The organism is Pseudomonas sp. UW4, from assembly GCF_000316175.1.
GTDB classification, from domain to species: Bacteria; Pseudomonadota; Gammaproteobacteria; order Pseudomonadales; family Pseudomonadaceae; genus Aquipseudomonas; species Aquipseudomonas laurylsulfatiphila.
The window spans coordinates 4561712-4574766 of record NC_019670.1; the positions used below are offsets into that span (position 1 = coordinate 4561712).

General features: G+C 60.3%; 14 protein-coding genes. 9 read left to right on the forward strand and 5 right to left on the reverse strand.

The genetic code is table 11. From position 1 onward, the window contains the following. A complete protein-coding gene (locus PPUTUW4_RS20060; RefSeq protein ID WP_041474935.1) occupies positions 1 to 1368 on the forward strand; it encodes an HlyD family type I secretion periplasmic adaptor subunit in 1368 nt (455 codons plus the stop codon). Positions 1369 to 1513: 145 nt separating this feature from the next. Here the strand turns inward: PPUTUW4_RS20060 and PPUTUW4_RS20065 are convergent, their stop codons facing one another. Next, on the reverse strand, positions 1514 to 2110 hold the full coding sequence (locus PPUTUW4_RS20065) for a DTW domain-containing protein (protein ID WP_015096318.1): 597 nt from the start codon (positions 2108 to 2110) through the stop codon (positions 1514 to 1516). A 4-nt stretch (positions 2111 to 2114) separates the two neighbouring features. Beyond that, the gene (locus tag PPUTUW4_RS20070) at positions 2115 to 3008 is read right to left on the reverse strand and encodes a LysR family transcriptional regulator (RefSeq protein WP_007972518.1); all 894 of its coding nucleotides are present in this window, start codon (positions 3006 to 3008) and stop codon (positions 2115 to 2117) included. 350 nt (positions 3009 to 3358) lie between these two features. Between PPUTUW4_RS20070 and speB the strand changes: the two genes are divergently transcribed. The 7 genes from speB to PPUTUW4_RS20105 all read left to right on the forward strand — a co-directional run bounded on the left by speB (position 3359) and on the right by PPUTUW4_RS20105 (position 9470). After that, positions 3359 to 4309, forward strand: a complete 951-nt coding sequence (gene speB / locus PPUTUW4_RS20075; protein ID WP_007972517.1) for an agmatinase — start codon at positions 3359 to 3361, stop codon at positions 4307 to 4309. A gap of 9 nt (positions 4310 to 4318) precedes the next feature. Then, entirely contained in the window at positions 4319 to 4741 is a 423-nt protein-coding gene (locus PPUTUW4_RS20080) for a nuclear transport factor 2 family protein (protein ID WP_015096319.1), read from the forward strand. Between the two features lie 54 nt (positions 4742 to 4795). Beyond that, positions 4796 to 6307 (forward strand): cytosine permease, encoded by a 1512-nt coding sequence (locus PPUTUW4_RS20085; protein WP_015096320.1) that lies wholly within the window; start codon positions 4796 to 4798, stop codon positions 6305 to 6307. A 163-nt stretch (positions 6308 to 6470) separates the two neighbouring features. After that, positions 6471 to 7850 carry a sodium:solute symporter gene (locus tag PPUTUW4_RS20090; protein WP_015096321.1) on the forward strand — a complete coding sequence of 460 codons (1380 nt, stop codon included), beginning with the start codon at positions 6471 to 6473 and terminating at the stop codon, positions 7848 to 7850. Between the two features lie 86 nt (positions 7851 to 7936). Beyond that, positions 7937 to 8662: an MBL fold metallo-hydrolase gene (locus PPUTUW4_RS20095; RefSeq protein WP_015096322.1), complete on the forward strand. Its 726-nt coding sequence runs from the start codon at positions 7937 to 7939 to the stop codon at positions 8660 to 8662. Between the two features lie 70 nt (positions 8663 to 8732). Beyond that, positions 8733 to 8984, forward strand: a complete 252-nt coding sequence (locus tag PPUTUW4_RS20100) for a hypothetical protein (RefSeq protein WP_015096323.1) — start codon at positions 8733 to 8735, stop codon at positions 8982 to 8984. A gap of 168 nt (positions 8985 to 9152) precedes the next feature. Further along, entirely contained in the window at positions 9153 to 9470 is a 318-nt protein-coding gene (locus PPUTUW4_RS20105; protein WP_015096324.1) for a hypothetical protein, read from the forward strand. A 151-nt stretch (positions 9471 to 9621) separates the two neighbouring features. On the opposite strand, the gene PPUTUW4_RS30520 is transcribed toward PPUTUW4_RS20105, so the two are convergent. Then, on the reverse strand, positions 9622 to 9744 hold the full coding sequence (locus tag PPUTUW4_RS30520) for a PA1414 family protein (RefSeq protein WP_265102312.1): 123 nt from the start codon (positions 9742 to 9744) through the stop codon (positions 9622 to 9624). Positions 9745 to 9879: 135 nt separating this feature from the next. Continuing rightward, positions 9880 to 10773 (reverse strand): LysR family transcriptional regulator, encoded by an 894-nt coding sequence (locus PPUTUW4_RS20110; protein ID WP_015096326.1) that lies wholly within the window; start codon positions 10771 to 10773, stop codon positions 9880 to 9882. A 104-nt stretch (positions 10774 to 10877) separates the two neighbouring features. Between PPUTUW4_RS20110 and PPUTUW4_RS20115 the strand changes: the two genes are divergently transcribed. Further along, positions 10878 to 12059 carry an MFS transporter gene (locus tag PPUTUW4_RS20115; protein WP_015096327.1) on the forward strand — a complete coding sequence of 394 codons (1182 nt, stop codon included), beginning with the start codon at positions 10878 to 10880 and terminating at the stop codon, positions 12057 to 12059. Here the strand turns inward: PPUTUW4_RS20115 and PPUTUW4_RS20120 are convergent. Further along, positions 12004 to 12936 carry a DMT family transporter gene (locus PPUTUW4_RS20120; protein ID WP_015096328.1) on the reverse strand — a complete coding sequence of 311 codons (933 nt, stop codon included), beginning with the start codon at positions 12934 to 12936 and terminating at the stop codon, positions 12004 to 12006. The genes PPUTUW4_RS20115 and PPUTUW4_RS20120 overlap by 56 nt on opposite strands. Positions 12937 to 13055 lie beyond the last annotated feature (119 nt).

The window sequence follows — 13055 nt, forward strand, 5'->3', positions numbered from 1 at the left end:
ATGTCTGCTGACCTGCCTGTAACAACGAAAGGACGTGGCTACTTCAACAGCTTCGGCAAAAGCGCCGAAGTCGAATTCATGCCGGAAACCGCCGGCGCCTCGTTGCAGGACTCGCCGCGCTGGTCACGGATCACCGTGTGGCTGACCGCTGCACTGCTGATCTGCGCACTGGTCTGGGCCAAGTTCGCCGTGTTGCAGGAAGTGACCATGGGCGAAGGCAAGGCGATTCCGTCGAGCAAGGTCCAGGTAATCCAGAACCTCGAGGGCGGCATCGTCACCGAAATCTTTGTGCGCGAAGGGCAGATGGTGAACAAGGGCGACACCTTGCTGCGCCTGGATGACACGCGCTACCTGTCGAACAAGGGCGAAAGCGAAGCCGATCGCTACGCCTTGACCGCGCAGGTCGAACGGCTCTCGGCCGAAGCCGAAGGCCGGCCGTTCAAGCTGTCAGAAGAAGTGATCGCCAAGGCGCCGCAAGTGGCCGAAGACGAGCGTTCGCTGTACGAGCAACGGCAACGTCGACTCGCGAGCGAGCAGCGCACACTGTCCGAACAACTTCGGCAAAAGACCCAGGAACTGGCAGAGTTCCGCTCGAAACAGGGTCAATTCAGTTCCAGTCTGGCGCTCCTGCAACAAGAGATGAACATGTCCACGCCGCTGGTGGGCACCGGTGCCGTGTCACCGGTGGAAATCCTGCGCCTCAAACGCAGCGCCGTGGAGATTCGCGGCTCGCTGAACGCCACCACCCTGGCGATCCCCCGAGCGGAATCGGCGATCAACGAGATCAAAAGCAAGATCGACGAGTCGGAACAGACCTTCCGCTCGGAAGCGGCCAAAGAGCTGAACGAGAAACGCACAGAACTGTCGAAAATCACGGCATCGAGCATTGCCATCGACGACCGCGTGACTCGCACCACCGTGGTCTCGCCAGTGCACGGCATCATCAAGGTGTTGAAGGTCAACACCATCGGTGGTGTGGTCCAGCCCGGCAGTGACATGGTGGAAATCGTGCCGCTGGAAGACAATCTGCTGATCGAAGCCAAGGTCCGCCCGCAGGACGTTGCATTCCTGCATCCGGGCCAGAAAGCCATGGTCAAGTTCAGTGCCTACGACTACACCATTTACGGCGGCCTGAGCGCCAAGCTGGAGCTGATCGGCGCCGACACCATCACCGACGACAAGGGCAACAGCTTTTATCTGATTCAGGTGCGCACCGACAAAAACCATCTGGGCGGGGATGTGAAACCACTGCTGATCATCCCGGGGATGGTGGCAACGGTGGACATTATTACCGGGGAGAAAACGGTGCTGGATTACCTGCTTAAGCCGGTGCTCAAGGCGCGGACCGAGGCGATGCGGGAAAGGTAGGCCCTCCTCAAAGTCTGTTGTGATCTTGCTGCCGTCATCGCGAGCAAGCTCGCTCCCACAATGTCCGCGTCGTACACAAAATCTGCAAACACCACAAAACCTGTGGGAGCGAGCTTGCTCGCGATGAGGCCAGCAAGACCACCGATCATTTTTCAGAATGATTACGCTGGTAAACCTCCTCCCCCATCGCCGCAATCTGCCCCTCGATCAACGCTTCAAACGGCTTTAACAACGGCGCAAACGAAGTCGGCGCTTCGAGGGTTTCCAGCGCCTGCACAATCGCCTCCACGGTCGACAGCGCCCCCGGCCCCGGTGCCTTGCGCAGCCGGTAACGGGACACACCGCCTTCGGCCAGCGTCACCCTCGGCAACGCCGCCAGCAGCGGATTGAGGTGCAGCATCTTGCGCGCCTTGCGCCAGGTGCCATCCGGGACGACCAGCAACATCGATTCATCAGAGCAGCCATAGGCTTTCATCGGCTGCGCTTCTTCGCCCGGAAACAACAACCGCGCCGTATATCCCGGACGATTCAACAACACCGGCAAATCCTCGAACACCTCGCCCACGATCAACTCGGCATTGTTCAAGCCCAACGCTGCCAACCGCGCTGTATTGAGTGCATGGTTCACTTCGCTCGGATGCTGCAACAGCAAAACCCGGGTGCGGCTTTCGAGGCTCGGGATCAACGGGCACAGGCAATGAGATTGCGGACGCAGGCAGCGTGGGCATTGGATTCTGGACATCTTCTCAGGCCTGATTCAGTTGGGCTTTAAGCAAATCACGGAACGTCTGGATCAGCGGCTCGCGGCTACGGCCCCGGCGCACGATCATCGAGAACGGCGCCTGATAACCAAAGGTCGCCGGCAGCAGCACCCGCAAGTCGCCCTTGTCGGCCCAAGCCTGGGCGTAGTGCTCCGGCAGGTAGCCGATGTAGGCGCCCGACAGCACCAGAATCAACTGGGCTTCCATACTTTCCACGGTCGCGGCGCTGTGCTTGAAGCCGTGACGCGCCAGTTCGGCCTGGCTCCAGTAGCCGCGGCCGACCATGCGCTGCTGGGTGATGACCTGCTCGGGAATGCGCCGCTCGTTGAACAGCGGATGCCGCGTACTGCAGTACAGCCAGTGTTGTTCACGGTACAGCGGCATATAGACCAGACCGCTCATGCGCGTGGAAAACGCACCGATGGCCAGGTCGAGACGGTTGTCCTGCACGCCGAGCTGCAGTTCGTAAGGGCTCATGACCGACAGGTGCAAGTGCACGGCCGGGTGTTCCTGGCTGTAGGCACCGATGGCCTCGGCGAACGGCAGGGCCTTGTCGCTGACGGTGGAGTCGATCACCCCGAGGTTCAAGGTGCCACGCAACTCGCCCTTGAGGGCGGCGGCGTACTGCTCGAAGCCTTCGAGTTCGCCCAACAGACGCAGGGTTTCCTGATGGAACAACTCACCCTTGCTGGTCAGGCTGAACCCGCCACGACCGCGATGGCAAAGCACCAGGCCCAGGGCCGCTTCGAGCTGGCTCATGTAGGTGCTGATGGCTGACGTCGAGAGGTTGAGCTCCTGCTGGGCGTTGGCAAAGCCCTGGTGACGCACCACGCTGACGAAGATGCGCAATAGTTTCAGGTCGGGTAAAGCGTTGGCCATGGAAATGCTCCGATCTCGGGGTAACGCACACCGCTGAAGGTAATGAAGATCATTGTGGGAGCGAGCTTGCTCGCGATAGCGGTGGGTCAGTCAATATTGATGTTGACTGACCCACCGCTATCGCGAGCAAGCTCGCTCCCACAGGTACTGTACAACTCATCACTTTGAAGGATGAGGCAACAAGTCTATCGCCGTCCTCGTCATTAGTTTAGAAAAATCTGAACTAAGTATTTGCCCGTAGCGATTCTTCCCGGCCACTACATTTCGCAGAATCGTTGCCACAAGGTGCGCCCGTACTTCCGTGAACGGCGCAACCACATAAATAAAACAACGACGATGAGGCCCTACCCGTGGACAAGATTCTTCACCAACCACTGGGCGGCAACGAAATGCCGCGCTTCGGCGGCATCGCCACCATGATGCGACTCCCCCACTTGAATACCGCTGCCGGTCTGGACGCTGCCTTCGTTGGCGTGCCGCTGGACATCGGTACCTCGCTGCGCCCTGGCACCCGTTTCGGGCCTCGCGAAATCCGTGCTGAATCGGTGATGATTCGCCCGTACAACATGGCCACTGGCGCTGCACCGTTCGATTCGCTGTCGGTTGCCGACATCGGCGACATCGCGATCAACACCTTCAACCTGCTCGATGCCGTGCGGATCATCGAAGAGTCCTACGACAACATCCTCGAACACGACGTGATCCCCCTGACCCTGGGCGGCGACCACACCATCACCCTGCCGATCCTGCGTGCCATCCACAAGAAGCACGGCAAGGTCGGCCTGGTGCACATCGACGCTCACGCTGACGTGAACGATCACATGTTCGGCGAGAAAATCGCCCACGGCACCACGTTCCGTCGCGCCGTTGAAGAAGGCCTGATTGATCCGGACCGCGTGGTGCAGATCGGCCTGCGCGCCCAGGGCTACACCGCTGACGACTTCAACTGGAGCCGCAACCAGGGCTTCCGTGTAGTTCAGGCCGAAGAGTGCTGGCACAAATCGCTGGAGCCATTGATGGCTGAAGTCCGCGAGAAAGTCGGTGGCGGTCCTGTCTACCTCAGCTTCGACATCGACGGTATCGACCCGGCCTGGGCACCAGGCACCGGCACCCCGGAAATCGGCGGCCTGACCACCATCCAGGCGATCGAGATCGTTCGTGGCTGCCAAGGCCTCGACCTGGTCGGTTGCGATCTGGTAGAAGTCTCGCCCGCTTACGACACCACCGGCAACACCTCGCTGCTGGCCGCCAACCTGCTGTACGAAATGCTCTGCGTACTGCCTGGCGTAGTCCACCGCTGAGGGTTGGTCATGAATGAACGCGATCAGGTTCTGAAAGCCGCCGCCGACCTGGTGTCAGCTTTTGCCCGTAACGATCGCGAAGCCTACTTCGGCGCTTTCAGCTTTGAAGCCAGCTTCGTCTTCTACACCCTCGAAAAGCCCCTGCTGTCGCGCGACGCCTATCAGGCGATGTGGGACGGCTGGCGCGCCGAGGATGGCTTCGAGGTGCTCTCGTGCACCTCGAGCAACGCTTTCGTCAGCCTGCAGGGTGATGTGGCGATTTTCATCCATGACGTAGCCACCGAGCTGCGCATGCAAGGGGAGCAGCACTTTAGCCAGGAGCGCGAGACGATTGTTTTCAAGAAACAAGCGTCTGGCCAAGAACAACAAGGCCTATGGCTGGCCTGTCACGAACACTTATCCGCCTTGCCGGAAGGGCTGCCACCCCCTTAGCCAAACAGGTGACGCTCACGCACGATGAGCGCGCCTTTATGATCGGAGCAGATCATGAATAACAACAACAAAGACCAAAGCCTTACGCAAATTGAAACCCACGGGGTCGAACAGATCCCGGACAACGAACGCACCGCAGGCCCGACGGACTTGTTCCGGATGATCTTCGGTGGTTCCAACACCTTTGCAACCGCCGTTCTCGGCAGTTTCCCGGTCCTGTTCGGCCTGTCTTTCCAGGCGGGCGTCTGGGCGATTGTGCTGGGCGTGTTGCTGGGTTCGCTGATCCTCGCGCCAATGGGCCTGTTCGGCCCGATCAATGGCACCAACAACGCCGTGTCTTCCGGTGCTCACTTCGGCGTGCATGGGCGGATCGTCGGTTCGTTCCTGTCGCTGTTGACCGCCATCGCCTTCTTCTCGCTCTCGGTGTGGAGTTCGGGTGATGCGCTGATCGGTGGGGCCAAACGCCTGGTCGGTCTGCCGGAAACCGATCTGACCCTGGGCCTGGCCTACGGTCTGTTCGCGATCCTGGTGCTGACGGTGTGCATCTATGGTTTCCGTTTCCTGCTGTGGGTCAACAAGATCGCGGTTTGGAGTGCCAGCCTGCTGTTCCTGCTGGGGATCTTCGCCTTCGCAGGTCCTTTCGATGCGAACTACGCCGGTAGCGTCAACATGGGCCAACCCGGTTTCTGGGCCGCCTTCATCGGTGCAGCACTGGTGGCCATGAGCAACCCGATTTCCTTCGGTGCGTTCCTCGGCGACTGGTCGCGCTACATTCCGCGTGACACCTCCAAGCGCCGCATCATGGCGGCGGTGGTGATTTCGCAGATCGCAACGTTCATCCCGTTCCTGTTCGGCCTGACCACCGCCACCATCGTAGCGATCAAGGCACCGGACTACATCGCGGCCAACAACTATGTCGGTGGCCTGCTGGCGGTATCGCCGAGCTGGTTCTTCCTGCCGGTGTGCCTGATCGCGGTGATCGGCGGCATGTCCACCGGCACCACTTCGCTGTACGGCACCGGCCTGGACATGTCCAGCGTATTCCCACGGGTACTGTCGCGGGTCAAGGCCACGCTGCTGATCGGTGTGATGTCGATTGCCTTCATCTTCATCGGGCGCTTCGCGGCCAACCTGGTGCAGAGCGTGTCGACCTTCGCCGTGCTGATCATCACCTGCACCACCCCCTGGATGGTGATCATGATCATCGGCCTGCTGGTGCGTCGCGGCTTCTACTGCCCGGATGACCTGCAAGTGTTCACCCGCGGCGAGAAAGGTGGCCGTTACTGGTTCACCCACGGCTGGAACTGGCGTGGCCTGGGTGCCTGGATCCCGAGCGCGGCCGTCGGCCTGTGCTTCGTGAACCTGCCGGGTCAGTTTGTCGGGCCACTGGGCGAATTGGCCGGTGGTATCGATATCAGCCTGCCCGTGACCCTGGGCCTGGCCTCGCTGGTGTACCTGGTGCTGCTGAGCCTGTTCCCGGAATCACGCGAAGTGTTCGGCCCGAACGATGTTCGTAGCCGCGGTGCCAGCGCCGTTGCAAAACCTGAAATACGTCAGCCCGCCTGACACAGATCCACTTGTGGGAGCGAGCCTGCTCGCGAAGACGGCGGCACATTCAACATCGATGTGACTGACCGAATGCCTTCGCGAGCAGGCTCGCTCCCACAGAAAGCAGCCCCACAGAAACGCCTTTGTTTCACATAAAAAAGACAATCGGAGACACGCCATAATGGCTTTGGATTTATTCGTTGTACTCATCTACGCCGCCGCGATGCTGCTGCTCGGCTATTACGGCATGCGCAAGGCCAAGACCAACGAAGACTTTTTGGTGGCCGGTCGTAACCTCGGCCCAAGCCTGTACATGGGCACCATGGCTGCCACCGTTCTGGGCGGCGCGTCCACCGTGGGCACCGTGCGTCTGGGCTACGTGCATGGCATCTCCGGTTTCTGGCTGTGTGCCGCGCTGGGTTGCGGGATCGTGGCGCTGAACCTGCTCCTCGCCAAACCGCTGCTGAAACTGAAGATCTACACCGTTACCCAGGTGCTGGAAAAACGCTACAACCCGATGGCTCGCTCCGCGAGCGCGGTGATCATGCTGGCCTACGCGCTGATGATCGGCGTGACCTCGATCCTGGCGATCGGCACCGTTCTGCAAGTGTTGTTCGGCCTGCCGTTCTGGATCTCGGTATTGCTGGGCGGTGGCGTCGTGGTGATCTACTCGGCCATTGGCGGCATGTGGTCCCTGACCCTGACCGATATCGTCCAGTTCGTGATCAAGACCGTGGGCCTGATGTTCATCCTCCTGCCAATCTGCATGTACCGCGTCGGCGGCTGGGATGAACTGGTAACGAAACTGCCGGCGGCGAGCTTCAGCTTCACCACCATCGGTTGGGACACCATCATCACCTACTTCATGATCTACTTCTTCGGCATCCTGATCGGTCAGGACATCTGGCAACGGGTGTTCACCGTCAAGACCGCCAAAGTGGCTCAGGTTGCCGGTACCGCTGCCGGTATCTACTGCATCCTCTACGGTCTGGCCTGCGCCCTGATCGGCATGGCTGCACACGTACTGATCCCGGATCTGGACAACGTCAACAACGCCTTCGCCGCCATCGTCAAACTGTCCCTGCCGGACGGTATCCGTGGCCTGGTGATCGCTGCCGCACTGGCCGCCATGATGTCCACCGCCAGCGCCGGCCTGCTGGCCGCTGCCACTACCCTGACCGAAGACCTGTTGCCGAAACTGCGTGGCGGCAAACAGTCGAGCCTGGGCCTCAACCGCCTGGTCACTATGCTGACCGGTATTGTGGTGCTGGGTATCGCCCTGGTGGTGAACGACGTGATCAGCGCCCTGACCCTGGCCTACAACCTGTTGGTAGGCGGCATGCTGATCCCGCTGATGGGCGCGATCTTCTGGAAACGCGCCACCACCGCCGGCGCCATCGCCAGCATGGGCATGGGCTTCGCCACCGCGCTGCTGTTCATGTTCAAGGACGGCCTGGATGCCAACACCCCGATCTACTACAGCCTCGGTGTAGGCCTGGTGAGCTTCGTGCTGGTCAGCCTGTTGTCCCGTCGCACGGCTGTGGTGGCGAGCGCCGCCTAAGCTGAAACATAACGACTCGATGCTTTCTTCGACGAGTGTGGCGTCGGTTGCCACACTCGTTTTTTTTCGTCTGAAGGAAACTGCCTATGAAGATCGTCAGCCGCGACCAGTGGTTCGAAGTCAAACATCTCAGCGACGGTATCCGCTTGATTCACGAGCCGTACATCCGGCCTTTCTACCGCTGCAACCTCTGGCATATCCAGGGCCGTGACAAGGACCTGCTGCTGGACAGCGGCTCGGGCCTGGTCAGCCTGCGCGAACAACTGCCGTGGATCACCGAGCGGCCGCTGGTGGCCGTGGCCAGCCACTGCCATTTCGATCACATCGCCGGTCATCACGAATTCGCCGAGCGCCTGGTGCATCCGGCCGAGGCGGACATTCTGGCCGCGCCGGATGGCAACAACGACTTGAGCAAAGCCTTTGTCGGCGACGACATGTTCGAGGCGCACCCCGATTGCCCGCTGTGCTACGCCGAGTACCGGGTCAAGGCCGCGCCGGCCACGGGGTTTGTCGAAGATGGAGATGTGCTGGACCTGGGCAACCGCGTGTTGCAGGTCGTGCACACGCCGGGACACTCGCCGGGTGGCATCTGCCTGTACGAAGCCGCCACCGAGACCTTGTTCAGCGGCGACATCATCTACGACGGGCCGCTGATCGAAGACGCCTACCATTCCAATCTCGAGGACTACGCACGCAGCCTGCTACGCCTGCATGCGCTGCCGATCCGCACGGTGCATGGCGGGCATTTCGGCAGTTTTTCCGGAGAGCATTTGCGCGGCATGATTGACGAATGGCAACGCTCACACGGCTAAAGCCTGCTGTACTCAACGGCAGGGAATGCACCGGCAGGGAGAACTGCTCCCACCTCCTCGAAGAACGATCATGAAAGAAGCCGCCCTTCGTGCTGTCGTACATCGCTACATCAGCCGCCTGCTGGAAGGTCGGGATGACTTCGACGACAACGCCAGCCTGACGCAGTTGGGATTGGACAAAAAAGATATCGAAGAGCTGATCTTCCATCTGGAAGATGAACTGGGTGTGACGGCGTTTACTGACGAGGAAGATCAGATGCTCAATAGCGCAAAAACGGCCAATGACATCAGCCGTTTTCTGATTCAGATCAGCAGGCATTAAATGATAGCCAAATACACCTGACTCAAGTGTTCGTGACTTTCAAATCACCACTCATCGGAACTGTTATTTCTGACAGTAGCCTGGCTTTTCCGTCGAAGACTACTTTAGAAATGCCGACTCGAACTCAAAGGGTACCGGCTCTATTCTTTTTTAGAATGAGGTGTTGAGATGGAAGATTCAAAAAAAGGAATTCACCCACCTGCTCCTATCCTGCCGAACGAAGTCAAGGCGGGAGATTGGGTGTTTTTGAACGGTGATAACGTTGACGTTTACTCTGGACTGTATGGTTTTCAATTTACAGGACAAGATGAAGAGGCCCCAGGGTATCGTTATGCGCTCCAGCGTAGCAGCAAAAATGAAGTGTACTTTCAGGTCTCTGCCGCTCAGTTAGGAACGTTTGAAGTCTCGGGTAGGTATGCCGACAATAGCCCGATCGACGATGAGGAACGCAACTTTGGCACTATGCGTATTTTCCCGAAGGACTAATGTGTCCGAAAAGAAGTTAAGAAAGTGCTTCAAACGGTGAAACACCACGCATGATAAATGAGTGGTGAAATACTATTGTCGCCTCAGAATAGTGCCCTCGAACCACAGCGCTCGCACGATACAGGCCGTAATCGCGTGAGCGCTTCAGCGCTTACCTGCGGCGTGGTCGACGCTGCTCGTCGTCAGTACGAACAGGTACGGGCTGCATAGGCGGTTCGATCAGGCCGAGCGCCACGCCCAGGTCATGCAGCCAGTTTTGGATTTTCTCTTTCATGGTGCCCCCTTCAGGGTAGTGCCGAGCGGCCAAAATTCTGTAGCCCCTTCGCACTGATAATAGTCCGAAGTCCTACGCAATGCTCGTGCAAAGTCGCAATGATCTGTTACTGAATCCATCACAATCAGCCGGCGTTCAGGCAATTTCCTGCGCCTGCACCTTTGCCTGCGGAAAAACCGCCTGTTGCTGCTCGATCCAGGCATTCAGGTTGGCCCCGACCATGCCCTTGCGCCACATCAGCCAGGTGGTCGCGCTGGCAAACGGTTCGGCCAACGGATGCACGGCCACACTCTCGCGGCCCGGCAGGCTGGCAAGCATCGACTCCGACATCAGCGCCACACCGGAACCGGCAATCACACACGCAAGCATTCCCGGATAGGACTCGATCTCCATCGCCCGGCCCATCGCCGCATGGTCATGGGCGAACCAGGCCTCCAGGCGCATGCGATAGGAGCAGCCCTGGCGAAAGGTGAACACCGCGCGACCTTCCACATCCAGCGCGCTGCGCACGGGCGGATGATCGGCCTCGCTGATCAGCACCAGGCGCTCGTCGCACAAGGGCACACCGTCGAGCCCGGCCAGCTCCATAGGGCCATCCACCAGCGCCGCATCGAGTCGACCGGTGAGCAGGCCTTCGAGCAATTCACCGCTGGGACCGGATTGCACTTGCAGGTTCACCGCCGGATACAAGCGGTGATAGCGCGCCAACAGCCCCGGCAGGTGAATAGCGGCCGTGCTGTACATGGTGCCGAGCACGAAGTCGCCCGCCGGTTGCCCGCCCTGCACAGCCGCGCTGGCTTCGTCGCGCAAGGCAAACAACCTGGCGGTGTAGTCCAGCAGGACTTTTCCCGCAGGCGACAGCTGCAAGCGCTGACGCTCGCGCAGGAACAGCTCTACACCCAGTTGCTCTTCCAGCTGTTTGAGCCGGGTCGACAGGTTCGACGGCACTCGATGCAGCCGTTCGGCGGCCCGGGTTATGGACCCTTCCTCCGCCACCGCCTGGAAGATGCGTAATTGGCTGAACTCCACGTTATTCTCCGAAAAAGAACAAGTTACTCACTATTATTCATTTTTAAAGAAAGTCAATCAGCCCTAGCCTGACGGTCATCGATCCTCTGAACGGTATCCAGACCATGTCTCCCCTGATTCGCTTATCCGCCAGTTTCGTTGCCCTGATGATGGCCATGGGCATCGGCCGTTTTGCCCTGACGCCGCAACTGCCACACCTGCTCAGCGAAGGTCAGATCGACCTGACCGCCGCCGGGCTGATTGCCGCCGCCAACTACTTCGGTTATTTCATCGGCGCGGTGGACGCCATGTATTCCCGGCGTCCCGCGCAAGTGCGCCGGCGCCTGCTGGGCGGGTTGTGGCTCTGCGTGTTGCTGACCCTGGCGTCGTTCTGGGCCAATGGGTTCTGGTCGCACCTGCTGCTGCGCTTCGGCACCGGCGTGGCCAGCGCCTGGGTGTTGGTGATGATCACCGCACTGAGCCAGCCGCTCGCGGCAGCGGCCGGTCGTCCCCGGCTCGGCGCTCTGGTCTTCGCCGGACCGGGCCTGGGGATTTTTCTCACAGGTTTGTTGGCCCTGGGCTCAAATCTGCTGAGCCAGAGTTCCGCCACCTTGTGGCTGGTGTACGCTGGCGCAGGGCTGGCGATGCTGCTGGGGATTCTGCCGTTCCTGCCGCAAGCGAGCGCAATCGCGACCGCTGCACCCGGCGCCAGCGCATCGGGCACTCAAGGCATCGCTCGCCTGGGCTTGATCTACGGCTTGTACGGGTTGGGCTACATCATCCCGGCGACCTTTCTGTCGCAAATGGCCAATGCGCAATTCCATGGTCAATGGCAGGCCGACCTGTTCTGGCCGTGCTTCGGTCTTGCAGCGGCTACGGGTGTGGTGCTGGTGAGTCTGCGTCGCCAAAAAGCGGGCGCAACGCGGCGCTGGTTGATGGCAACGTTATGGCTGCAAGCCGCTGGCGTGTTTGCCTGCCTGCTGGCCAACGGTCCGGGGCTGGCATTGGGTGTGATCCTGTGCGGCACGCCGTTCCTGGCCTGCATGCAACTGGTGATCCAGCGATCCCGGGAACTGGCCCCCCATGCCACCCAACGCAATGCCGGCCTGCTGACGGCCTGCTTTGCCGTGGGCCAGCTCAGCGGGCCATTGCTGGCGGCGCTCAGCAGTCATTTCTGTGGCGGCTTGCAGCCGGCACTGGTGGTCGCCGGCTGCGGCTTGCTGATCGCCGGCGGTCTGTTGCTCGCGCCGGTCAGTGCTGCCCCAGAGCTTTGCGCAAACGACGGCGCAGCCACTGCTCAGCGCTGACAAAGGTGATGCCCGCCAACACCAACACGGCGCCGAGAATGAAGTTCAGGCTCAGTTTCTCGCCCAGCAGCACGACACCAAAGGTGACGCCAAACAACGGCGTCATGAACGAAAACACCGCGAGGTTCGCCGCCAGGTAACGGCGCAACAGCCAGAACCAGACCAGGTAACTGAAGAACGACACCACCACGCCCTGAAACAGCACACTGGTGACCGCCACGGTGGTCAGGCTGACATGGGTGATCTGGCCGCTGAGCAGCGCGATCAACAGCAAACCGAAAAAACCGACAATCAACTGATAGAACAGCGTCAGGGTCACCGGTGCTTCCGACAGGCGCGAGGCGCGCACCACCACCGTGGTCGCGCCCCAGGCGGCCCCCGCCAGCACCCCCAAGGCATCGCCCATCAACATCCGGTAATCAAGATTGTCCCAGGACACCCCGCCGGCAAACGCGATGGCAATCCCGATAAAGGCCAGGACAATCCCCAGCCATTGCAGGGGTCGCAAACGCTCACTGGGCAATAACCAGTGCACACCCAATGCCGTGAAGATCGGCGCGGTGTAGAGGAACACCGACATGTGCGCCGCCGTGGTCAGCTGCAGGCCTTCGGAAATGAAGAAGAACTCCAGGCCGAACAAGGCGCCGGCCAGCAGACCGCCGCGCCAGGTCGTACTCACCTGGTTCCAGCCGCCCTTCCAGCAGATCAGCAGCCCGACCAGCAACGCCGACATGCCGGAACGTCCGGCCGCCTGCATCACCGGCGCGATATCGGCCGCCGCCCACTTGATCATCACCTGCTGAACGCCCCAGACCAGGCACAATCCGACCATCACTTGCAGGGCAAACCCGTCGGTACTGCGCCGGGTGGCGCTCACCGGAACACCTCGAAGACACAATCCATGGCAAAGACTCGGCAGTAAAAGCAAACCCCGGTCATTTCGTTGAAAAGAAACTACCGGGGCGAAAAATCGTGTTGTCGATTATCAACCAGAAG

Bases quoted from the DNA above. Each gene is read 5' to 3' on its own strand.
- PPUTUW4_RS20105 (WP_015096324.1), top strand. From the start codon at position 9,153: ATGGAAGATTCAAAAAAAGGAATTCACCCACCTGCTCCTATCCTGCCG.
- PPUTUW4_RS20060 (WP_041474935.1), top strand. From the start codon at position 1: ATGTCTGCTGACCTGCCTGTAACAACGAAAGGACGTGGCTACTTCAAC.
- PPUTUW4_RS20085 (WP_015096320.1), top strand. From the start codon at position 4,796: ATGAATAACAACAACAAAGACCAAAGCCTTACGCAAATTGAAACCCAC.
- PPUTUW4_RS20100 (WP_015096323.1), top strand. From the start codon at position 8,733: ATGAAAGAAGCCGCCCTTCGTGCTGTCGTACATCGCTACATCAGCCGC.
- PPUTUW4_RS20095 (WP_015096322.1), top strand. From the start codon at position 7,937: ATGAAGATCGTCAGCCGCGACCAGTGGTTCGAAGTCAAACATCTCAGC.
- PPUTUW4_RS20070 (WP_007972518.1), bottom strand. From the start codon at position 3,008: ATGGCCAACGCTTTACCCGACCTGAAACTATTGCGCATCTTCGTCAGC.
- PPUTUW4_RS20115 (WP_015096327.1), top strand. From the start codon at position 10,878: ATGTCTCCCCTGATTCGCTTATCCGCCAGTTTCGTTGCCCTGATGATG.
- PPUTUW4_RS30520 (WP_265102312.1), bottom strand. From the start codon at position 9,744: ATGAAAGAGAAAATCCAAAACTGGCTGCATGACCTGGGCGTGGCGCTC.
- PPUTUW4_RS20090 (WP_015096321.1), top strand. From the start codon at position 6,471: ATGGCTTTGGATTTATTCGTTGTACTCATCTACGCCGCCGCGATGCTG.
- PPUTUW4_RS20065 (WP_015096318.1), bottom strand. From the start codon at position 2,110: ATGTCCAGAATCCAATGCCCACGCTGCCTGCGTCCGCAATCTCATTGC.
- PPUTUW4_RS20080 (WP_015096319.1), top strand. From the start codon at position 4,319: ATGAATGAACGCGATCAGGTTCTGAAAGCCGCCGCCGACCTGGTGTCA.